The following is a 22,704-nucleotide window of genomic DNA, read 5'->3' as shown; positions in this document are numbered from 1 at the left end:
TCAGGCCTCCAGTGCCGGATCGATCTCCAGCACTTCTACATCAAAATGGACAGTGCGCCCGGCAAGCGGATGGTTGAAGTCAACGGTAATCGAGTCGCCGTTGATTTCGCGGATCACGCCAGGCATTTCGCTGCCGTCCATAGCGGTAAAGAGCATAATTGCCCCGATCTCCGGTTCACCCGCGTCCATAAACTCACGACGGGAGAAGTACTGGATCAGATCCGGGCTTGGCACGCCAAACGCGGCATCCGGCTCCAGCGAAAAGGCTTTTTTCTCACCCTCTTTCAGACCGAGAAGCTGCTGCTCAAGACCTTCAGACAGGGAGGTATCGCCAAGACGAAACAGGGCTGGTTTGCCGTTGTTGCGGGTGGATTCGGCCGTAGAGCCGTCATCCAGCTTCAGCGTAAAGTGAACGAGAACCGCGCTGTTGCTCTGTACGGATTTAGACATGCAAATTGCTCGCTTGTTTTGGGTCACCTGTTGCCCGGTGGCGCTACGCTTACCGGGCCTACGGGGGCCACAAATTCTGTAGGCCGGGATCGCTACGCGTCACCCGGCTGGTTTTGTTACGCCTGCTCTTTCGCTGCCGGTTTAGGCAAGAAGCCTTCCAGCACGATTAACGCCGCACCAACGCATATTGCGCTATCGGCGAGGTTAAAGGTCGCGAAGTGCCAGTCGCCGACGTAGAAGTCGATCATATCGACCACAAAGCCGTGCCACAGGCGGTCAAACAGGTTACCCAGCGCGCCGCCAATGATCAGCGCGTAGGCGATGTTATTCAGCTTTTGCGTGGCCTTCGAGCGGTACATCAGCACCGCCAGCACGACGCAGATACCGATAGCGATACCCGCGAAGAACCAGCGCTGCCAGCCACCGCTGTCGGCAAGGAAACTAAACGCCGCACCGTAGTTGCGGGCGTAGTGCAGGTTAAGCGACGGAAACAGCGGGACCGTATCCCCCAGAGCGAAATTCTGGAGGATCAGGAACTTGCTGCCCAAATCAATAATCAGCACCACCACCACCAGCCACAGCCAGCGCAGTCCTGTTGAACAGAGAGTTTTACTCATCAGGCAAACTTACGTTTTTCGCCGTCACCGGCGACGTTGCTTACACAGCGTCCGCAGATGTCTGCGTGTTCCGCCACCTGACCGACATCAGTGGTGTAATGCCAGCAACGCGGGCATTTTTCACCGTCGGCTTTGCTCAGCGCGACCTTCAGTCCTTTGAGCAGTTCGCTCTGCTGAGCATCAGCAGACGCCTCGGCATAATCCGCAACTTTCGCACCAGAGGTCAACAGGACAAATCGTAATTCATCGCCCAGCGCGGTCAGCTTCGCGGCCAGCTCAGGCTCTGCGTACAGGGTCACCGTCGCTTCCAGAGAGCCACCGACTTTCTTGTCAGCGCGCGCCTGCTCGATAACCTTGTTCACTTCGCCACGCACTTTCAGCAGCTCGTCCCAGTAGGCATCGTTCATCGCTTCGGTGCTGGAGAGATCGAACAGACCTTCATACCACTCGCCGGTGAAGACATACTTCTCACGGTCGCCCGGCAGGTAACCCCAGATTTCATCCGCGGTGAAGGACATGATCGGCGCCATCCAGCGCACCAGCGCTTCTGCGATGTGGTACAGCGCAGACTGACAGCTGCGGCGCGCCACGCTGTCCGCTTTCGCGGTGTACTGACGGTCTTTAATGATGTCGAGGTAGAACGAGCCCATCTCGATGGAGCAGAAGCGCATCAGGCGCTGCACCACTTCGTGGAAATCGTAAGACTCATACGCTTTCAGGATATCTTCCTGTGCCGCTTTCGCGCAGCCTACCGCCCAGCGATCGAGCACGACCATCTCTTCCGGCTTCACCATATCTTTTACCGGATCGAACCCGTTCAGGTTCGCCAGCAGGAAGCGCGCGGTGTTACGGATACGACGATAGCTGTCGGCAGCACGCTTCAGGATCTCGTCAGACACCGCCATTTCGCCGGTGTAGTCGGTAGAGGCTACCCACAGACGCAGGATGTCCGCGCCCAGCTTGTTCATTACGTCCTGCGGCGAAACGGTGTTACCGATGGACTTGGACATCTTACGGCCCTGACCATCCACGGTGAAGCCGTGAGTCAGTACCTGACGGTAAGGTGCTTTGCCCTTCATGGCGGTGGAGATCATCAGGGATGACATGAACCAGCCGCGGTGTTGGTCGGAGCCTTCGAGATACATGTCGGCAGCGTGACCGGCGAACTCAGGGCGCACGTCAACCACAGAGGCATGGGTTGAACCGGAGTCGAACCACACGTCCAGGGTATCCGGCACTTTCTCGTAGTTGTCCGCGTCCGCGCCCAGGATGTCGCGGGCGTCGAGATCCCACCACGCCTGAATGCCGTCAACTTCAACGCGTTTCGCCACTTCTTCCATCAGTTCCAGGGTGTTCGGATGCAGTTCCTGCGTCTCTTTGTGCACGAACAGCGACATCGGCACGCCCCAGGTGCGCTGACGGGAGATACACCAGTCAGGACGGTTAGCCACCATGGATTCGATACGCGCCTGGCCCCAGTCCGGGATCCACTGCACGCCTTTGATCTCTTTCAGAGACTGCTCGCGCAGGCCCTTCTGATCCATGCTGACGAACCACTGCGGGGTCGCACGGAAGATGATTGGCGACTTGTGGCGCCAGCAGCACGGATAGCTGTGCTGCATTTTTTCAACGTGCAGCAGCGCGCCGCTGGTGCGCAGCATGTCGACAATAATGTCGTTCGCTTTGAAGACGTTGATGCCGTCCAGCGCCGGGTAGGTGCCAGGCAGGTAGGAGCCGTCCGGCCCAACCGGGTTGGCGATTTCCAGACCGTACTTCAGGCTGATGTTGTAGTCGTCAGGGCCGTGACCACCGGCGGTATGTACCGCACCGGTACCCGCGTCCAGCGTTACGTGGTCGCCCAGAATCGCCGGAACGTCGAAGTCCAGGAATGGGTGTTTGAAGCGCATCAGTTCCAGCGCGTCGCCTTTTACGGTGCCCAGCACGGTGTAATCGGTGATGTTCGCGCGTTTCAGTACGCTTTCGACCAGGTCTTTCGCCAGGATAACCGCACGGCCATCAATCTGCACCAGCGCATACTCAAACTCGCCAGAGAGGGAGATCGCGCGGTTAGCAGGCAGCGTCCACGGGGTGGTTGTCCAGATAACCAGCGAGACTGGACCGCTTATCCCAGGCAGACCAAATTTAGCTTTGATCGCATCCTGATCGACCGCTTCGAACGCCACGTCGATAGAAGGCGAGGTTTTGTCGTAATACTCTACTTCCGCTTCTGCCAGCGCAGAACGGCAGTCCACACACCAGTGCACCGGCTTCGCGCCTTTGTGCAGGTGACCGTTGCCGATGATTTTACCCAGCGCACGGATGATGTTGGCTTCGGTTTTGAAATCCATGGTCAGGTACGGATGCGACCAGTCGCCCAGCACGCCCAGACGGATAAAGTCAGCGCGCTGACCGTCAACCTGGGTGGCAGCGTATTCGCGGCATTTCGCGCGGAATTCTGCGGCGGTGAACTTCTCACCCGGCTTACCGTACTCTTGCTCCACTTTCAGCTCAATTGGCAGACCATGGCAGTCCCAGCCCGGAACGTAAGGCGAGTCATATCCCGCGAGTCCTTTGGACTTCACGATAATGTCTTTCAGAATCTTGTTTACAGAGTGACCAATATGAATGCTGCCATTCGCATATGGAGGGCCATCATGCAGAATGAAGGTTTTTTTGCCTTTTTTGGCTGCACGAATGATGCCGTACAGGTCATCATCGGTCCAACGCGCCAGCATTCCCGGTTCACGCTTGGCGAGATCGCCGCGCATCGGGAACCCTGTTTCCGGCAAATTCAGGGTTGATTTATAGTCACTCATCAGATTCTCGGTTCCGTATTTATCACGTAGGCAGTTAAGCCGGTTCTAAAGCCCAAAAAACTCGCGGGCCGTTAATTCATCTCGCGCGATTTGCGCCTTAAGTTCATCCAGCGAAGCGAATCGCTGTTCATTGCGTATTTTTTTACGCAGTATCACATCTATATGGCGACCATACAGGTCCATTACAACGTCCAGCAGGTGTACTTCTAACTGTTGACGCACACCGGCAACCGTTGGACGTGTGCCAATGTTGGCGACGCCGTAGAAAGGCTTCTCGCCCAGTCCTGCCACTTCCACCGCATAGACCCCTTTAACCGGGGAGACCTGACGACGCAGCGGTATATTCGCCGTCGGGAAACCTATCGTGCGGCCCAGCGCATCGCCATGGACCACGCGACCTGAAATCGTGAACGGGTGACCCAGCAGCGTTTCTGCCGTGTCCAGTTCATCGTTCGCCAGCGCCTGACGTACCGCCGTGCTGCTGACGCGCACGCCGCCCTCGCAGAAGGTCATTGTACTGGTGACGTCAAACCCGTACTCCAGGCCAGCCTTCTGTAATAACAAGAAATCGCCCTGACGACCAGCGCCAAAGCGGAAATCATCGCCCACGGCGAGAAACTGCACGCCAAGCTGCCTGACCAACAGGTCGCTGACAAAATTTTGTGCGGTCAGCGCGGCAAAACGACGGTCGAACCGTACACACAGGACGTAGTCCACCCCTGACTCCGCCAGGTAGCGTAACTTCTCACGCAGACGCGTCAGCCGCGCGGGGGATTTCTCGCCTGCAAACAGCTCCAGCGGCTGAGGCTCGAAAATCATCACCACGACGGGCAGGCCTCGCGCCTCGCCTTCTTTACGCAATCCCTGCAACAGCGCCTGATGCCCACGATGCACGCCGTCGAAATTACCAATGGTCAGCACGCACCCGTGCGGGGCTTGACTGAGATTATGTATGCCGCGTATCAGCTTCATGACTGGCTCAAAACAGTGAAAATCGCCAAAGTATACCTTGTACAGCGGTTAAGGTTAACCGGCGATTGTTCACGCTAAACAGAAAGCCGTATGATTTCATCACGCTGACCTTTCACAGCAAAAAAATCTGCCCGCCAACTGCGATTTTTACGCCGAAAAGCTGTATTCACGAACGACAAGCTGGTAGAATCCTGGGCCATCACTACGTAACGTAGCGTCGCCACATTAACGGCGCTTATTTGCACAAATCCATTGACAAAAGAAGGTATAGAGGGCATATTCCTCGGCCTTTGAATTGTCCACATAGATCATATTTGGGAGTTGGACCTTGGCTAATATCAAATCAGCTAAGAAACGTGCCGTTCAGTCTGAAAAGGCTCGTAAGCACAATGCAAGCCGTCGCTCTATGATGCGTACTTTCATCAAGAAAGTATACGCAGCAATCGAAGCTGGCGACAAAGCTGCAGCGCAGAACGCATTTAACGAAATGCAACCAATCGTGGATCGTCAGGCTGCTAAAGGTCTGATCCACAAAAACAAAGCAGCGCGTCATAAAGCAAACCTGACCGCGCAGATCAACAAACTGGCTTAATCGCCACTTGTTGTTGCTTGTTTGAAAGAACCCGCTTAACGCGGGTTTTTTTATGCCTTCAGATTGCCGGCGGCGTAAACAGCGCCGAGTAGTCCCGGTTGCAGATTCGCTGCACCGCCGGATGCTGAATCATCCTTTCGGCGAATATGGCGTGATACTCTTCCATCACGTTATCCACCCTGCCAATCTCGGTAATCTTGTCGTCTGAATAGAGATCGTGCGCATACAGCGTCGGGGCAACGAAGATAGCGTTGTGCGCCTCGCCAAAGGCTTTCATCAGCGCCGCATCGTCGAACTCACCGAGAATTTCTACGTTTAGCCCCTGCGAGTTAAACCAGTTCAGCAGCTTACGTCCGAGCATGGACCGCCTCCCCGGAACCAGCAAGCGGCGCTCTTCCAGGCAAGCCGGAAACGGTTTTTCCGGCGGTGGATTGATGCACCAGAAACTGACACCGCATTCGCCAATTTTCACCGAGAACAAGCCTTCCTGCTGCGTGGAATCGATAGGACAATCCGAAATAATCATATCCAGCTTATGCTGGCTCAGCTGTTCCAGCAGCATCTCGTGAGTGGACTCAAAGCAGCGTAAATGTATCTGTTCATCTTCCACCACCGCCGCATCCAGCACACCGCTTACCAGCCGTTTGGACAACGCATCCGCCACGCCCACGTCAAAGAGCAGGTTCGACTCTTTGCGATAGTTAACGATATCCAGCATCTCCTGGCTCAGGGTGAACATCTTGTCCGCATAGCGGAATACCAGTTCACCCAGCTCGCTCGGCTCAATGCCACGCCCTTTCCGCTTAAAAAGCTTTCCCTGCAAGCGCTCTTCCAGAGCTTTGATTTGCCCGGTGATAGTCTGTGGCGTCAGGTAGAGCGCCTCTGCGGCACCCACGACCGAGCCCTGCTTGTAGACATGCCAGAAGTAATAGAGATGGTTATAGTTCAAATGAGACATCACTTTTTCACTCCCTGATAGTTTATCGGGAGAAGGCTTCCCTTCTCCCGGTTTCCTGTTATGTCTGGACAGCCTGTCCGGACAACTTCACCTTCAACAAGGTGTAACCCATAACCGCGGCCAGGAACGACCCGATAAGAATGCCGAGTTTCGCCCAGACGATAAGCTCAGGCGCGCTTGCGCCAAACGCCAGCGTCGAGATAAAGATCGACATGGTGAATCCAATACCGCACAGCACGCCAACGGCCATAATCTGGCTAAAGGTGGTTCCGTTTGGCAATGACGCCAGCTTCAGCTTCAGCGCCAGCCAGCAGAACAGGCTGATGCCCAGCGGCTTACCAATAAACAGACCGGCGATGATACCCAGCGGCAGCACAGAGGTGAGTCCGTCCAGGGTAACCCCGGCCAGGGAAACACCCGCGTTGGCAAACGCAAACAGCGGCAGGATCATAAAACCCACCCACGGATGAAGCACATGCTCCAGCTGTCTGGCAGGCGATTTGCCGTCCTGTTCCTTCAGCGGAATAAAGAAGCCAACGATGACGCCCGCCAGCGTGGCATGCACGCCAGACTTCAGCACCGCCGTCCACAGCACCATCCCCACCAGAATATAAATCCCCGTGCGTCGGACGTTGAAGACGTTCAGCAACGCCAGCACCGCAATAGCCACGGCCGCCACGCTCAGCGACAGAACGGACAGATCGCTGGTGTAGAACAGCGCGATAATCACAATAGCGCCAAGATCATCGATAATCGCCAGCGCCATCAGGAAAATTTTCAGTGCTACCGGGACGCGGCTACCGAGCAAGGCTAAGACCCCGAGCGCAAACGCGATATCCGTTGCGGCCGGGATCGCCCAGCCGTCACGAGCAACCGGATCCTGCCACGCAAATGCGAGAAAGAGCAACGCCGGAACGATCATCCCGCCAATAGCCGCGATCACCGGAAACGCCGCACGCTGACGGCTGGCAAGCGAACCGCTCACCAGCTCACGTTTAACCTCCAGGCCCACCAGCAGGAAGAACACCGCCATCAGCGCATCGTTGATCCACAGCAGCATGTTCTTATTAATTTCCAGCGCCCCGACCTTCAGCTCGACGGGCGTTTCCAGAAATGCGTGATAGAGATCGCGTGTCATGCCCATATTGGCGAGCAGCATGGCAGCCGCAGCAGCAATAATCAGGATGACGCCGCCGGATGCCTCACTGCTAAAGAAACGGTGTAGTAATTTCACGTTTAAACTCTCTTTTACAACAATACCTCGGTAAAACCATAATATCAGCGCAAACATATCGGTAAAAACAGATTAATATTGGTTATAGATTCAGTTTAACCGAGGTATAACGCTATAAAGCAAAAAGCCCGGAATCGCTTCCGGGCTTTAAATGATAGTAACCAGCTGGCGGGTTAGCGGGTTAAATCGTCGAAGAATTTTTTGACGCCATCGAAGAAGCTTTTGGAGCGCGGGCTGTTTTTCTCACCTGTCGGGCCACCAAAGCTTTCCTGAAGCTCTTTCAGCAGCTGTTTCTGCTTATCGTTCAGGCCGACCGGCGTTTCCACGACCACGCGGCATAACAGGTCACCCTGCGCGCCACCGCGAACGGATTTAACGCCTTTGCCGCGCATGCGGAACAGTTTCCCGGTCTGGGTTTCGCCAGGGATTTTCAGGTTAACGCGACCGTCCAGCGTCGGCACTTCGATTTCGCCGCCCAGCGCCGCCATCGCAAAGTTGATCGGCACTTCACAGTACAGGTTGTTACCTTCACGCTCGAAGATGGCGTGCTGCTTCACCTGAACCTGAACGTACAGATCGCCTGCCGGTGCGCCGTGCTCGCCGGCTTCACCCTCACCTGCCAGACGGATGCGGTCGCCCGTATCGACGCCTGCCGGGATCTTAACGGACAGCGTTTTGGTTTTCTCCACGCGACCGTGACCATGACATTTGGTGCACGGATCTTTAATCAGCGTACCGCGACCATGACAGTGCGGACAGGCCTGCTGCACCGCGAAGAAGCCCTGGCGCATCTGCACCTGACCGGAACCGTGACAGGTTGGGCAGGTCTGTGGCTGAGTCCCCGCTTTCGCACCGCTGCCGTGGCAAACGTCACACTCTTCCAGCGTCGGAATACGGATCTCTTTGGTGACGCCGCGAACCGCTTCTTCCAGCGTCAGGTCAATGTTGTAGCGCAGGTCTGCGCCGCGCGCCGCGCGCTGACGGCCACGCCCGCCACCGAAGATATCGCCAAATACATCACCAAAGATATCGCTGAAATCAGCGCCGCCGCCGAAGCCGCCGCCACCAAATCCACCGCCGCCCATGCCGCCCTGTTCAAAGGCCGCGTGTCCGTACTGATCATAGGCCGCACGTTTTTGTGCATCGGTCAGGACTTCGTAGGCTTCTTTAATCTCTTTAAATTTGGCTTCAGCCTCTTTGTCACCCTGATTACGGTCAGGGTGGAATTTCATGGCCAGGCGCTTATACGCCTTTTTGATTTCACGCTCTTCCGCAGTTTTCGGAACGCCTAAAATCTCGTAATAGTCTTGCTTTGCCATTGGTTTTTTTAAGCCCCTTAACATGCGAGCACGGGCGTGGAGAATTCTCCTACGCCCGTGCCGATTACTTACCCTGCATCAGGGCGATTATTTTTTGTCTTTCACTTCTTCGAACTCAGCGTCGACAACATCGTCGTCTTTCGCGTTGTTCGCCGAAGCATCAGCGCCCGCCTGCTGCTGTGCGTGCTGCTGCTGAGCGATTTCCATCAGCTTCTGAGAAACCTGTGCCAGCTCCTGCATCTTCGCTTCGATGTCCGCTTTGTCTTCGCCTTTCAGAGACGTTTCCAGCGCGCTCAGTGCAGTTTCGATTGCAGTTTTGTCTTCCGCTGGCAGTTTATCGCCCGCTTCTTCAACCTGCTTACGGGTGCTGTGCAGCAGATGGTCACCCTGGTTACGGGTCTGAACCAGCTCTTCAAACTTACGGTCGGATTCCGCGTTAGCTTCGGCATCACGAACCATTTTTTCGATTTCCGCTTCGTTCAGGCCAGAAGATGCCTTGATGGTAATCTTCTGCTCTTTACCGCTGTTTTTGTCTTTCGCAGACACGTGCAGGATACCGTCAGCATCGATGTCGAAGGTGACTTCGATCTGTGGCATGCCGCGTGGTGCCGGGTTAATACCGTCCAGGTTGAACTGACCCAGAGATTTGTTATCCGCCGCGCGCTTACGCTCACCCTGAATCACATGGATGGTTACCGCAGACTGGTTGTCTTCAGCGGTAGAGAACACCTGGCTGTGTTTCGTCGGGATAGTGGTGTTTTTGTTGATGAGCGGGGTCATCACGCCACCCATGGTTTCGATACCCAGAGACAGCGGGGTAACGTCCAGCAGCAGTACGTCTTTCACTTCACCGGTCAGTACACCACCCTGAACCGCAGCACCGATAGCAACCGCTTCGTCCGGGTTCACGTCTTTACGTGGCTCTTTACCAAAGAATTCAGCCACTTTCTTCTGAACCATTGGCATACGAGTCTGACCACCTACCAGGATAACGTCCTGAATGTCAGACACGGACAGGCCAGCGTCCTGCAATGCAACTTTCAGTGGCTCGATAGAACGGTTCACCAGGTCTTCTACCAGGCTTTCCAGTTTCGCACGGGTCACTTTGATGTTCATGTGTTTTGGACCGGTCGCGTCTGCAGTGATGTACGGCAGGTTCACGTCGGTCTGCTGAGCGGAAGACAGCTCGATCTTCGCTTTCTCAGCGGCTTCTTTCAGGCGCTGCATAGCCAGCGGGTCGTTACGCAGGTCAATGCCCTGATCTTTCTTGAACTCGTCAACGAGGTAGTTGATCAGACGGGTATCGAAGTCTTCACCACCCAGGTGGGTATCACCGTTGGTTGCCAGAACTTCGAAGGTTTTTTCGCCGTCAACATCGTCGATTTCGATAATAGAAATATCGAAGGTACCACCACCCAGGTCGTAAACCGCGATAGTACGGTTGCCAACTTCTTTATCCAGACCGTAAGCCAGTGCTGCTGCGGTTGGTTCGTTGATGATACGTTTTACTTCCAGGCCTGCGATACGGCCAGCATCTTTGGTTGCCTGACGCTGAGCATCGTTGAAGTAAGCAGGTACGGTGATAACAGCTTCAGTTACCGGTTCACCCAAGTAATCTTCCGCAGTTTTCTTCATTTTCTTCAGCACTTCAGCAGAGATCTGCGGAGGTGCAGTTTTGGTGCCTTTCACATCAAGCCATGCATCGCCGTTATCGGCTGCGATGATTTTGTAAGGCATGATGGAAACGTCACGCTGAACTTCTTCGTCCTGGAAGCGGCGGCCAATCAGGCGTTTGATCGCAAACAGGGTGTTTTGCGGGTTTGTCACTGCCTGACGTTTAGCCGGCTGACCAACCAGAGTTTCACCATCCTGGGTATAAGCAATGATAGAAGGCGTGGTGCGATCGCCCTCGGCGTTCTCCAGCACACGTGCAGTAGTGCCATCCATAATCGCTACACAAGAGTTGGTAGTACCCAGGTCGATACCAATAATTTTACCCATCTAAACGTCTCCACTAAAAATTCAGTCAACATGTGGTTGTGTACCTGTAATAAGGGCAGAACGTGCTTTTTCAACTGCCCAGATTTGATTTTTTTCAGGTCCACACACTGCGGTTGCTTACAAGATGGGGTCACAACGGCATCCATCAAGGGGGAAGGATAAAAAATTTTTTAATTTCACCCCGATGAGATCATAGACGGCGTCGATGCCGCCCATTATGATGCCGCGCCCCGTCAGGGAGAACTGGCGCGGGTTTAACCATTTCACCATATTAATGATGATTTTTTGAGGACTTATGGGCAACACTAAGTTGGCTAATCCGGCTCCGCTGGGCCTGATGGGTTTTGGCATGACCACCATTCTGCTGAACCTGCACAATATCGGGATGTTCCCGATGGACGGCATTATCCTGGCGATGGGCATTTTTTACGGCGGTATCGCACAAATCTTTGCGGGCCTGCTGGAATATAAGAAAGGCAACACCTTCGGCTTAACCGCCTTTACCTCTTACGGTTCTTTCTGGCTGACTCTGGTCGCGATTCTGCTGATGCCTAAAATGGGCCTGGCGGAGGCGGCAAACGCCCATTTCCTGGGCGTGTACCTGGGACTGTGGGGCGTGTTCACCCTGTTCATGTTCTTTGGCACCCTCAAGGCGAACCGCGCGCTGCAATTCGTCTTCCTGAGCCTGACCGTCCTGTTCGCCCTGCTGGCCATCGGTCACCTGGCGGATAACGAAGGCATCGTTCACGTTGCCGGCTGGGTCGGTCTGGTTTGCGGCGCAAGCGCAATCTACCTGGCCATGGGTGAAGTGCTGAACGAGCAATTCAACCGCACCATTCTACCGATTGGTGAAAAACACTGATCCCTCTGTCGTGCCCGCGTCGCGGGCACGACGTCCCTCTGACTGGCGAAGCCACATCCCCAATACCAGCCCCATCAGCGATAACGCCAGCACGTACCACGCAGGTGCAAGGGGCGACAGCCCCATCAACACCGTCACCACAATCGGGGTCAGCCCGCCGAAAATGGCATACGAGACGTTATAAGAGAAAGAGATTCCGGTGAAGCGTACCTCCGGCGGGAAGGCGCGGACCATCACGTACGGTACGGCGCCAACGACGCCCACACACAGCCCGACGACACCGTACAGCAGGAACAGCTGTTCAGGATGGGTGCCCGCAAGATGATAGAATGCCCAGCTCGACGCGGCCAGCAGCAGGCTGCCGACAATAAAGGTCACGCTGGCGCCGAAACGATCCGCCGCCAGCCCGGCGGCCAGACAGCCAAAGCAGAGCATAATTGTCGCGATACTGTTCGCCTGTAACGTCACGGCAGGCGCAAAACCGTACTGTTTTTGCAGCCAGACCGGCGACATCAAAATGACCACCACGATACCCGCAGACAGCAGCCAGGTCAGAAGCATCGACACGACTACCGCTTTTTTATGCCGCACTACTACGGTTTTCACCGGCAGTTCTTGCGCCAGCGCCTTCCGCTGCTGCATTTCCAGAAATATTGGCGTCTCCTGCAACCAGCGTCGCAGGTACATTGCCACCAGCCCAAACGCCCCGCCCAGCAGGAACGGTATACGCCAGCCCCAGTCGTGAACGGCCTGTTGCGTCATGCTGGTATTGATGATGGTTGCAACTACGGAGCCAAGCAGGATCCCTATCGTCAGCCCTGCGGTCAGCGTTCCGCACGCAATGCCGATGCGGCGCACCGGGACGTGCTCAGCGACAAATACCCACGCGCCAGGCACTTCCCCGCCGATGGCCGCGCCCTGGAGAATACGCATCAGCAGCAGCAATAACGGGGCGATAATGCCCATCGACTCATAGGTAGGCAAAAGGCCAATCGCCAGCGTCGGCACGGCCATAAGCAGGATGCTGAGGGTAAACATCTTCTTGCGCCCAACCAGATCACCAAAGTGCGCCATGACAATGCCGCCCAGCGGACGCGCCAGATAGCCGGCAGCGAAAATGCCGAAAGTTTGTACCTGACGCAGCCATTCAGGAATATCCGCCGGGAAAAACAGCGCCCCCACAACGGCGGCGAAGAAGACAAAGATGATGAAATCGTAAAACTCCAGCGCGCCGCCCAGGGCAGCGAGCGTGAGGGTTTTGTAGTCCTGTCGATTCAGAGGTCGGGTATTATGTGACATAGCGAACCATTGTGCATGTGTTGTGGATTATTTTTTACAGCAATCGTAAAGAAAAAATTACTATATCGTAAATCCATTTACACGCTACTGTGGCTGGCGCTTATGTCACATTTTAATCATTTTCAGGAGATTGTTTCGCGGCGAGCGCTTTTAGGGCGAAATGCTGCTACCACGTTGCCGTCAGTTTCCACGTACGGACCGTCAAGCAGTTGTATACAATACGGTACACTTGCAAAGATACCGTGGACGATAACGCTGCCGTCCTCGGCTTTTACCCCTTCCAGCGTCTCTTTTATCGACTTCGGCTGCCCCGGCAGGTTCAGGATCAGCGCCTGTTTGCGGATCACCCCGACCTGACGGGAAAGAATGGCCGTCGGGACAAAGTGTAGACTGATCTGGCGCATCTGTTCACCGAAGCCCGGCATTTCACGATCGGCGATAGCCAGCGTCGCGTCCGGTGTCACATCGCGGCGCGCGGGGCCGGTGCCGCCCGTCGTCAGCACAAGGTGGCAGCTCATCTCATCCACCAGCTCACACAGGGTTTGCTCAATGATCGGCTGCTCATCCGGGATCAGGCGAGTCTGGATCTCAAACGGGGTAGTGAGCGCGCTGCCCAGCCACGCTTCCAGAGCAGGGATGCCTTTATCCTGATAAACACCGCTGGAGGCGCGGTCAGAGATCGACACTAAGCCGATGCGTAAGGTATTCATATCCATTCCATTCAAAAAGTACTGATTAAAGGGAATGATACACGCAGAGAGAAAATTCAGACAGAGGCGGGGGAAAGACGCGTGACCGGGAACCCGGTCACGCAGAATGATTACAGCAGGTCGCCGATCATTTTTTCCAGTTTTTCCTGGTCGATAGCAAACTTACGGATACCGTCCGCCAGTTTATCTACGGCCATTGGATCCTGGTTGTGCTGCCACAGGAACTCGGACTCGGTGATGCGCTCAGGGCGCGCTTTCACTTCGCCAGTGTAAGACAGTTTACGCTCGATAGCACCTTCGCTTTCTGCCAGCTCTTTCAGCAGCGCAGGGGCGATGGTCAGGCGGTCACAGCCAGCCAGCTCGATGATTTCGCCGACGTTACGGAAGCTTGCGCCCATAACAACGGTCTCATAGCCGTGCTGTTTGTAGTATTCGTAGATTTCAGTCACAGAAATCACGCCTGGATCTTCAGACGCCGCGTACTCTTTCTTGTCGGTGTTGGCTTTGTACCAGTCCAGAATACGGCCCACGAACGGAGAAATCAGGTATACGCCAGCTTCGGCACATGCACGCGCCTGTGCGAAGGAGAACAGCAGAGTCAGGTTACAGTTGATGCCTTCTTTTTCCAGCTGCTCAGCAGCGCGGATGCCCTGCCAGGTAGAGGCCAGTTTAATCAGGATACGGTCGTTGCTGATGCCCGCATCGTTGTACAGTTTGATCAGGCGTTTTGCTTTGGCGATAGAGGCTTCGGTGTCGTAGGACAGGCGAGCATCAACTTCGGTAGAGATACGGCCAGGAACGAGCTTCAGGATTTCCAGACCGATGTTCACTGCCAGTTTGTCAGTGGCATCCACAACCTGCTGCGCGCGGTCATTGCTCTGTGCTTTTGCCCAGGTCACCGCCTCGTCGATCAGTTTGCGATACTCAGGGATCTGCGCGGCGTTAAGGATCAGAGAAGGGTTGGTTGTGGCATCCTGCGGCTGGTACAGCTTCATTGCCGCGATATCTCCGGTGTCAGCGACGACAGTGGTGAACTGACGAAGGGAGGTCAATTTATCCGTCATGATAGTGTTTCTCTTTTAACGTGCCCTGGATAATTCACACTACCGACAGCTTGCCAGCAGCGGAAAAATGACAGGTTTACTTGTTAGGGGGATGTAACCGGTCTGCCCTGATGATAACACGAGTGAGAGGCAGCGCAACCGCAGACAGTGCGCTTAGGCAGAGTATGTTAAACTCAGAATATTAACAGGCTGCTAAGTAACAGCATGCACAATCAGTGGTAGCGCTTACATATTCACTTTGGCATCAACAAGAGGGACGTTAGTGCCTGATTTCTTTTTCTTTATCAACGAAGTCCTCTGGGGTTCGATCATGATATACCTGCTTTCAGGAGCAGGTATCTGGTTTACGTGGCGCAGCGGTCTGATTCAGTTTCGCTATATCCGCAAATTTGGCAGAAGTCTGAAAAACAGCGTCACCCCACAGCCGGGCGGCCTGACCTCGTTTCAGGCGCTCTGTACTAGCCTTGCCGCGCGCGTCGGCAGCGGTAACCTGGCCGGTGTCGCGCTGGCGATCGGCGCGGGCGGTCCGGGCGCGGTATTCTGGATGTGGGTGACGGCGATTATCGGTATGGCCACCTCCTTTGCTGAATGCTCGCTTGCGCAACTCTACAAAGAAAAAGACGGCAAAGGTCAGTTTCGCGGCGGTCCCGCCTGGTATATGGCTCGCGGGTTGGGAATGCGCTGGATGGGCGTTCTGTTCTCGATCTTTTTGCTGATTGCCTATGGCCTTATTTTCAATACCGTTCAGGCAAATTCCGTCGCCCACGCGCTGCGCTTTGCCTTTAATTGTCCGGAGTGGCTGACGGGCGGCGCGCTTGCCCTTCTCACCCTGCTGACCATTGTGACCGGGCTCAAAGGGGTTGCCCGCCTGATGCAATGGCTGGTTCCGCTGATGGCGCTGCTGTGGGTGTCCACCAGCGTGATGGTATGCGCGATACATATTGACGAGGTGCCGAACGTCATCGTCACCATTTTCCAAAGCGCGTTCGGCTGGCGCGAAGCGGCTTCAGGCGCGTTGGGTTACACCCTTAGCCAGGCTCTCACTGCGGGTTTTCAGCGGGGTATGTTCTCCAACGAAGCGGGAATGGGCTCCACGCCGAATGCCGCCGCAGCGGCCGCATCCTGGCCCCCGCATCCCGCCGCGCAGGGCATTGTACAGATGATTGGCGTCTTCACAGACACCATTGTTATCTGCTCCGCCAGCGCGATGATCATGCTGCTGGCCGGTGCCGCTGAGCAACCGTCCGGTAGTACGGCAGGCATTCATTGGGTACAACAGGCGCTGGTCTCCCTCGTCGGCGGCTGGGGCGCGGGCCTTGTCGCACTTGTCGTGGGACTTTTTGCCTTTAGTTCCATTGCGGTGAACTATATCTATGCCGAAAACAACCTTATCTTCCTGAAAGTCAATTCGCGTCTGACCCGCAACGTCCTTCGCGCGGGTGTGCTGGGAATGGTTTTCGTCGGCTCCCTGCTCAGTATGCCGTTGGTCTGGCAAATAGCGGACGTCATCATGGCGCTGATGGCCATCACGAACCTGACGGCCATTTTGCTGCTTTCACCGGTTGTGGCGCTGATCGCGCGCGATTATCTGCGTCAGCGCAAGCTCGGCGTACAGCCCGTCTTTGACGCCTCACGCTATCCCGAAATCGAGTCACAAATTGCCCCTGGCACCTGGGATGATTTGCCGCGGCAATAACAGCTATCGATCAATTCAGGGCGATTTTTTGTTAAAGTCGCTCTAAATTTCCTGCAAGGACTGGATATGCTGATTCTGATTTCACCTGCCAAAACGCTCGACTACCAGAGCCCGCTCGCCACTGAGCGTTATACCCAGCCGGAATTGCTGGACTACTCGCAACAGTTGATCCACGAAGCGCGTAAGCTTTCGGCTCCGCAAATCGCTTCGCTGATGAGCATCAGCGATAAACTTGCCGACCTGAACGCCACCCGTTTTCATGAGTGGCAGCCTGACTTCACGCCCGCCAACGCCCGCCAGGCGCTGTTGGCCTTCAAAGGTGACGTCTACACTGGCCTGCAAGCAGAAACGTTTAGCGAAGCCGATTTCGATTTTGCCCAGCAGCATCTGCGCATGTTATCCGGCCTGTACGGGGTGCTGCGCCCGCTGGATCTGATGCAGCCGTATCGTCTGGAGATGGGTATCCGCCTGGAAAACGCTAAAGGTAAAGATCTGTACCAGTTCTGGGGCGATGTCATTACCGACAAGCTTAACGCGGCGCTGCAAGCCCAGGGGGACAACGTGGTGATCAACCTGGCCTCCGATGAGTACTTCAAATCGGTGAAACCGAAAAAGCTGGATGCGGACATTATCAAGCCGGTATTCCTCGACGAGAAAAACGGCAAATTTAAAGTAATCAGCTTCTACGCCAAAAAAGCGCGCGGTCTGATGAGCCGCTTCATCATTCAAAACCGCCTGACGAAGCCAGAGCAGCTCACCGGCTTTAACAGTGAAGGGTATTTCTTCGACGAGGCATCGTCAGGAAAAAACGAGCTGGTGTTTAAGCGTCACGAGCAATAAAAGACAACCCCGCCAGCTGGCGGGGTTTATGTTAATGGTGCTTCCGGTCCGGGCCCGGGCGGCGCTCGTCATGACGGTGGTGATCGTCACGATCGCGATGTTCATCGTGCGGACGCCAGTGGTTATCGCGCCAGTCATAGTGTGCTTTCCACCAGTCATGGTCGCGCCAGCGGCCGCCATCCCAGTAGTGCCCGTTATTATCCCGATCGCCAATTTGCAGTTTTACCGCGGGCACGAGGGTGATCTCAGCTGCCTGCACCGCCATGGGAGCGACCAGCATCAGTGAAAGCGCGATAAGTGCAGGTTTCAGGGTAGACATAGGTGACTCCTTATTCTTCTTGCCCAACGTGGGCCGATGTAAGGAGAGTACGTGATGGGAGCGGGGGATGTTATTCTCTGCAATCCTAAACGCTAAGTGACCGCATTTATTGGGAATTTCTGCTTTTTTCCTGCTGTTTTTCTCCTTAATTTCTCCATAAAAAAGCCGGGTGGCGCTGCGCTTACCCGGCCTACGTTCTGAGCCGTTGTAGGCCCGGTAAGGCGTAGCCGCCACCGGGCAACAAACTTACGCTCGGGTCATCATCAGCTTACGCAGCGCGGCAAAGTCTGCGGGCAGCTCATGAGACAGCAGCGGCAGGTCGGCACGCTCGGCCAGCTCTTTTGGCAGCGGCAGCGTTTCCCCCAGGATCGCTTCCACGCTCTCTTTGAACTTGGCCGGATGGGCGGTGCCGAGGAACAGGCCATACTCACCCGGTTGAAGCTGATCGCGCAGGGCACGATAGGCAATCGCCGCGTGCGGCTCAGAGGTATAGCCCACCGCTTTCAGCTCGCGCATGGTGGCTTTCGTGGTTTCGTCCGTCACCGCTGCGTAACCCAGATCGCCCAGACGCCAGACCTTACGGCGGAACAGCTCTTCCACACGCGGCCAGTTGTTAGGCTGTGACACATCCATCGCATTGGAGAGCGTGGCCTGAGTCGCGTTCGGTGCCCATTTTCCGTCCTTCAGGAAACGCGGCACGGTGTCGTTGGCGTTGGTGGCGGCGATAAAGCGCTTCACCGGCAGGCCGAGTGATTTCGCCAGCAGGCCTGCCGTCAGGTCGCCGAAGTTCCCGCTTGGCACGGAAACCACCAGCTGATTGCGCGCGTCCTGCGGCAACTGCGCCACCGCTTCGAAGTAGTAGCAGATCTGCGCCAGCAGACGGCTGATGTTGATGGAGTTGGCAGAGTTCAGCCCCAGCGCCGCCTTCAGCTCTTCGTCATCGAAGGCTTGCTTCACCAGCGCCTGACAGGCATCGAAATCGCCGTCGATCGCCACGGTTTCAATGTTGCCCCCAAGGGTGCAGAACAGTTTTTCCTGAAGCGGGCTGATTTTGCCTTTCGGATAGAGGATCACCACGCGGACGTTTTTCAGGCCGTAGAACGCATGGGCCACCGCCGCACCGGTATCGCCTGAAGTCGCGGTCAGAATGGTCACCGGTTTGTCGCCGCTGATGTGGGTCAGCATCTGCGCCATAAAACGACCGCCGAAATCTTTGAACGCCAGCGTCGGGCCGTGGAACAGCTCCAGACAGCCAACGTCAGGCTCCACCTGCTTCACCGGCGCCGGGAAAGCAAACGCCGCACGCACGCGCTCTTCCAGCAGCTCCTGTGGGATTTCGTCGCCGATAAACGCAGACAGAATTTTGGTGCTGCGGGTGACAAAGTCCTGCTTCAGCAGTTCATCGATTTCGGTCAGCTGAAATTCCGGCAGGTCGTGGGGGAAGAACAGCCCCTGATTTTTGCCAAGCCCCTGCGTTACCGCCTGCGCAAAGCTGACCTGCTCGTTATGATCTTTAAGGTTGTAGAGTTTCATTCGTTATCCCAGTACTCGTGCGCCAGCCGTGTCCAGACGGCAAATATGAACAAAGCCTTCCTGATTTTGCAGGTAGTGTTTAGAGAGCCAGTCCGCCACGCGCTGCGCGGTGTCTGGCTTGTCGCATAAGGCGAACAGCGTCGGGCCGGAGCCGGAGATGCCGCACGCCTGTGCGCCGATATCCATGGATGCCTGTCGCGCTTCGTTAAAGCCCGGCAGCAGCTTCGTGCGATACGGCTCGGCAATAATGTCTTTCATCAGTTTCGCCGCCAGCTGCGGCTGTCGGGTGTAGCAGGCATGAATAAAGCCCGCCAGATGACGCCCGTGGGCAATACAGTCCTGACGACGATACTGCGCCGGCAGGATCGCACGCGCTTCGGCGGTAGACACTTTAATGCCCGGATAGGCCAGCACCCACAGCCACTCATCAAACCCTGGCACCTGCTGGCTGATGATGCCATTTTCTTCAATCATCAGCTGCATGCCGCCAAGGAAGCACGGCGCCACGTTATCATAATGAATGCTGCCGGAGATGCGCCCTTCCAGCTCGCCCATCAGCGCCAGCAGACGGCTGTTGTTCAGCGGCTTGCCGCAGTGCTCATTCATCGCCACCAGCGCGGCGACCACCGAGCAGGCGCTCGAGCCCAGCCCCGAACCAATCGGCATGCTCTTTTCCAGCGTCATGGCGACCGGCACGTTCTTGCCGATCTCCTGACAGAAGCGTTCCCAGCACTGATAAACAATATTCTCGCGCGGTTCAGACGGCAGCTTACTGGCGAAACGGCCGATGTTATTCAGGCTGAAGCGCTCTGCCGCCTCAACCGTAACCGTATCGCCCAGCAGCGAACCGTCCACCGGCGTTACCGCCGCGCCCAGCACGTCAAATCCGACGCTCATATTGGCGCTGGAAGCCGGGGCATATACTTTAACCATCTTAAACTCCTAACTTCCATGACAGGGTACGCAGCAGATCGGCAAACACGCCTGCCGCCGTCACATCATTCCCTGCGCCATAGCCGCGAAGCACCAGCGGCAGTGGCTGATAATAATGGCTGTAGAACGCCAGAGCGTTCTCGCCGTTTTTCACCTTGTACAGCGGATCGTTGCCATCCACTTCGGCAACCTTCACCCGGCAGACGCCGTCTTCTTCAATGTTGCCAACATAGCGCAATACCTTACCTTCATCACGGGCTTTCGCAACGCGTGCGGCAAAGGCATCGTCAAGCTGAGGTAAATTCGCCATAAAGGCGCTGACGTCACCGCTGTCATCAAATTCTGCTGGCAGCACTGGCTCAATCACGATATCCGAAAGCTCCAGCTCGCGGCCGGTCTCGCGCACCAGGATCAGCAGCTTACGCGCCACGTCCATACCGGAGAGGTCGTCGCGCGGATCCGGCTCGGTGTAGCCCAGCTCGCGCGCGGCGCGGGTGGCTTCCGACAGGCTCATCCCTTCGTCCAGCTTGCCGAAGATAAACGACAGGGAGCCGGAGAGGATGCCGGAGAAACGCTGTAGTTCGTCGCCCGCGTTCAGCAGGTTTTGCAGGTTCTCGATGACCGGCAGGCCCGCGCCCACGTTGGTGTCATACAGAAACTTGCGGCGCGACTTACTCGCCGCCAGACGCAGCTGGTGATAGTAATCCATTGACGAGGTGTTGGCCTTTTTGTTCGGCGTCACCACGTGGAAACCTTCGCGCAGGAAATCCGCGTACTGATCGGCCACCGCCTGGCTGGAGGTACAGTCAACGATCACCGGGTTAAGCAGGTGATATTCTTTCACCAGACGGATCAGGCGGCCCAGGTTAAACGGCTCTTTCGCCTCTTCCAGCTCCGCCTGCCAGTTTTCCAGGTTCAGACCGTGGACGTTAGTAAGCAACGCTTTCGAGTTCGCAATGCCGCAGACGCGCAGATCGATATGTTTCTTCTTAAGCCACTCCTGTTGACGCTTTACCTGCTCCAGCAGCGCGCCGCCGACGCCGCCGACGCCCACCAGGAACAGCTCAATTACCTGGTCGGTGTTGAACAGCATCTGATGCACCACGCGCACGCCGGTAGTGGCGTCATCGTTATCCACGACAACGGAAATGGAACGCTCGGATGAGCCCTGGGCAATCGCCACGATATTGATATTGGCCCGCGCCAGCGCGGCAAAGAATTTGGCGGAGATACCGCGCAGGGTGCGCATACCGTCGCCGACCACCGAGATAATCGCCAGACGCTCCTGAATGGAAAGCGGCTCCAGCAGCTCTTCTTTCAGCTCCAGATAGAACTCTTCTTCCAGCGCGCGACGGGCGCGCAGGCAATCGCCCTGCGGAACGCAGAAGCTGATGCTGTATTCGGAAGAGGACTGCGTGATCAGCACCACGGAGATCCCGTTGCGGGACATAGCGGCAAAGACGCGTGCCGCCATGCCGACCATGCCCTTCATCCCCGGGCCGGAGACGCTGAACATCGCCATGTTATTGAGGTTAGAAATGCCTTTCACCGGCAGGTCATCTTCATCCGCGCTGGCGCCAATCAGCGTGCCCGGCGCCTGCGGATTACCGGTATTCTTAATCAGGCAAGGGATCTGGAACTGGGCAATCGGGGAGATGGTACGCGGGTGAAGAACTTTAGCGCCGAAGTAGGAAAGCTCCATTGCTTCCTGGTACGACATCGACTTCAGCAACCTGGCATCCGGCACCTGGCGCGGATCGCAGGTATAAACGCCGTCGACATCAGTCCAGATCTCACAACAGTCTGCGCGTAAACAGGCCGCCAGCACCGCAGCGGAGTAGTCAGAGCCGTTACGCCCCAGCACCACCAGTTCGCCCTTCTCGTTACCGGCGGTAAAGCCTGCCATCAGGATCATATGGTCAGACGGGATTTTGCTCGCCGCAATACGGCGTGTCGACTCGGCAATGTCGACGGTGGATTCGAGGTAGTGGCCCACAGCCAGCAGTTTTTCAACCGGATCGATGACCGTCACGTGGTGACCGCGCGCTTCCAGCACGCCTGCCATGATGGCGATAGAGAGTTTTTCACCCCGGCAAATCAGCGCCGCGTTGATGCTGTCCGGGCACTGGCCAAGCAGGCTGATACCGTGAAGAACGTGTTTAATCTGGGCAAATTCAAGTTCAACGGTGCTTTTCAGCTGCGCCAGCGGGAAACCAGGCTGGGCGTCGGCCAGCCCCTGAAGCAGATCGGCGAAGATACGCTCGGCGTCGCTGATATTCGGCAGTGCATCCTGACCACCGATGGTTTTTTCAATCATCGCCACCAGGTGGTTCGTGATTTTGGCCGGGGCAGAGAGCACGGTGGCAACCTGCCCCTGCCTGGCGTTGCTTTCCAGGATATCGGCAACACGCAGAAAACGTTCTGCATTTGCCACTGACGTACCGCCGAACTTCAACACTCGCATGGTTCTACCTCATTTCCTTTAGCCG

19 protein-coding genes, 1 pseudogene and 1 other annotated feature (1 of these 21 only partly in view) are annotated in these 22,704 nt (G+C 56.1%); of the genes and pseudogenes, 4 read left to right on the top strand and 16 right to left on the bottom strand.

Annotated features, from left to right (window positions below):
• The 5 genes and pseudogenes from fkpB to L384_RS22895 form a co-directional block, all read right to left on the bottom strand.
• A complete protein-coding gene (gene fkpB, locus L384_RS12010; protein WP_003856450.1) occupies positions 1-450 on the bottom strand; it encodes an FKBP-type peptidyl-prolyl cis-trans isomerase in 450 nt (149 codons plus the stop codon).
• A 116-nt stretch (positions 451-566) separates the two neighbouring features.
• Complete coding sequence (lspA, locus tag L384_RS12015) at positions 567-1,067, bottom strand: signal peptidase II (RefSeq protein WP_003856452.1); 501 nt, start codon at positions 1,065-1,067, stop codon at positions 567-569.
• A complete protein-coding gene (gene ileS, locus L384_RS12020) occupies positions 1,067-3,883 on the bottom strand; it encodes an isoleucine--tRNA ligase (RefSeq protein WP_023324134.1) in 2,817 nt (938 codons plus the stop codon). Before ileS ends, lspA begins: the two co-directional genes overlap by 1 nt.
• 45 nt (positions 3,884-3,928) lie before the next feature.
• Positions 3,929-4,855 carry a bifunctional riboflavin kinase/FAD synthetase gene (ribF, locus tag L384_RS12025; RefSeq protein WP_003856456.1) on the bottom strand — a complete coding sequence of 309 codons (927 nt, stop codon included), beginning with the start codon at positions 4,853-4,855 and terminating at the stop codon, positions 3,929-3,931.
• Between the two features lie 7 nt (positions 4,856-4,862).
• Positions 4,863-5,068: pseudogene (locus L384_RS22895) on the bottom strand (DUF2575 domain-containing protein); the annotation flags it as partial.
• 115 nt (positions 5,069-5,183) lie between these two features.
• On the opposite strand from L384_RS22895, the gene rpsT reads away from it, so the two are divergent.
• Entirely contained in the window at positions 5,184-5,447 is a 264-nt protein-coding gene (gene rpsT / locus L384_RS12030) for a 30S ribosomal protein S20 (RefSeq protein ID WP_003856458.1), read from the top strand.
• A gap of 58 nt (positions 5,448-5,505) precedes the next feature.
• On the opposite strand, the gene nhaR is transcribed toward rpsT, so the two are convergent.
• The 4 genes from nhaR to dnaK all read right to left on the bottom strand — a co-directional run bounded on the left by nhaR (position 5,506) and on the right by dnaK (position 10,959).
• Complete coding sequence (gene nhaR / locus L384_RS12035; protein ID WP_003856462.1) at positions 5,506-6,405, bottom strand: transcriptional activator NhaR; 900 nt, start codon at positions 6,403-6,405, stop codon at positions 5,506-5,508.
• Positions 6,406-6,463: 58 nt separating this feature from the next.
• The gene (gene nhaA / locus L384_RS12040) at positions 6,464-7,639 is read right to left on the bottom strand and encodes a Na+/H+ antiporter NhaA (RefSeq protein ID WP_023315366.1); all 1,176 of its coding nucleotides are present in this window, start codon (positions 7,637-7,639) and stop codon (positions 6,464-6,466) included.
• A 173-nt stretch (positions 7,640-7,812) separates the two neighbouring features.
• Positions 7,813-8,958: a molecular chaperone DnaJ gene (gene dnaJ / locus L384_RS12045; protein ID WP_023324132.1), complete on the bottom strand. Its 1,146-nt coding sequence runs from the start codon at positions 8,956-8,958 to the stop codon at positions 7,813-7,815.
• An 87-nt stretch (positions 8,959-9,045) separates the two neighbouring features.
• The gene (dnaK, locus tag L384_RS12050; RefSeq protein ID WP_003856470.1) at positions 9,046-10,959 is read right to left on the bottom strand and encodes a molecular chaperone DnaK; all 1,914 of its coding nucleotides are present in this window, start codon (positions 10,957-10,959) and stop codon (positions 9,046-9,048) included.
• A 295-nt stretch (positions 10,960-11,254) separates the two neighbouring features.
• On the opposite strand from dnaK, the gene satP reads away from it, so the two are divergent.
• Complete coding sequence (gene satP, locus L384_RS12055) at positions 11,255-11,821, top strand: acetate uptake transporter (protein ID WP_023324131.1); 567 nt, start codon at positions 11,255-11,257, stop codon at positions 11,819-11,821.
• On the opposite strand, the gene L384_RS12060 is transcribed toward satP, so the two are convergent.
• From L384_RS12060 to tal, 3 genes are all read right to left on the bottom strand, one after another.
• Positions 11,798-13,120, bottom strand: a complete 1,323-nt coding sequence (locus tag L384_RS12060) for an MFS transporter (RefSeq protein ID WP_003856476.1) — start codon at positions 13,118-13,120, stop codon at positions 11,798-11,800. The genes satP and L384_RS12060 overlap by 24 nt on opposite strands.
• A 122-nt stretch (positions 13,121-13,242) precedes the next feature.
• Positions 13,243-13,830 (bottom strand): molybdopterin adenylyltransferase, encoded by a 588-nt coding sequence (mog, locus tag L384_RS12065; protein WP_003856479.1) that lies wholly within the window; start codon positions 13,828-13,830, stop codon positions 13,243-13,245.
• A gap of 110 nt (positions 13,831-13,940) precedes the next feature.
• Entirely contained in the window at positions 13,941-14,894 is a 954-nt protein-coding gene (gene tal, locus L384_RS12070) for a transaldolase (protein WP_003856481.1), read from the bottom strand.
• 262 nt (positions 14,895-15,156) lie between these two features.
• On the opposite strand from tal, the gene L384_RS12075 reads away from it, so the two are divergent.
• Together L384_RS12075 and yaaA are read left to right on the top strand one after the other, a co-directional pair.
• Entirely contained in the window at positions 15,157-16,590 is a 1,434-nt protein-coding gene (locus L384_RS12075) for an alanine/glycine:cation symporter family protein (RefSeq protein ID WP_022650382.1), read from the top strand.
• A 66-nt stretch (positions 16,591-16,656) separates the two neighbouring features.
• Positions 16,657-17,430, top strand: a complete 774-nt coding sequence (yaaA, locus tag L384_RS12080) for a peroxide stress protein YaaA (protein WP_022650381.1) — start codon at positions 16,657-16,659, stop codon at positions 17,428-17,430.
• 31 nt (positions 17,431-17,461) lie between these two features.
• Here the strand turns inward: yaaA and L384_RS12085 are convergent, their stop codons facing one another.
• The 4 genes from L384_RS12085 to thrA all read right to left on the bottom strand — a co-directional run bounded on the left by L384_RS12085 (position 17,462) and on the right by thrA (position 22,679).
• Positions 17,462-17,749, bottom strand: a complete 288-nt coding sequence (locus L384_RS12085; RefSeq protein WP_003856489.1) for a DUF2502 domain-containing protein — start codon at positions 17,747-17,749, stop codon at positions 17,462-17,464.
• Between the two features lie 246 nt (positions 17,750-17,995).
• Positions 17,996-19,282 carry a threonine synthase gene (gene thrC, locus L384_RS12090; RefSeq protein WP_003856490.1) on the bottom strand — a complete coding sequence of 429 codons (1,287 nt, stop codon included), beginning with the start codon at positions 19,280-19,282 and terminating at the stop codon, positions 17,996-17,998.
• 3 nt (positions 19,283-19,285) lie between these two features.
• Positions 19,286-20,215, bottom strand: a complete 930-nt coding sequence (thrB, locus tag L384_RS12095; RefSeq protein WP_003856492.1) for a homoserine kinase — start codon at positions 20,213-20,215, stop codon at positions 19,286-19,288.
• Position 20,216: 1 nt separating this feature from the next.
• Positions 20,217-22,679 (bottom strand): bifunctional aspartate kinase/homoserine dehydrogenase I, encoded by a 2,463-nt coding sequence (gene thrA / locus L384_RS12100; RefSeq protein WP_023324130.1) that lies wholly within the window; start codon positions 22,677-22,679, stop codon positions 20,217-20,219.
• Positions 22,680-22,703: 24 nt separating this feature from the next.
• Position 22,704: a sequence feature (Thr leader region), on the bottom strand (it continues 117 nt past the right edge of the window).

Source organism: Enterobacter sp. MGH 38 (assembly GCF_000492855.1).
In the GTDB taxonomy this organism is placed as follows: domain Bacteria; phylum Pseudomonadota; class Gammaproteobacteria; order Enterobacterales; family Enterobacteriaceae; genus Enterobacter; species Enterobacter hormaechei_C.
The sequence above is the reverse complement of the archived record's forward strand: the minus strand, read 5'-3'. Positions and strand labels throughout refer to the sequence as shown.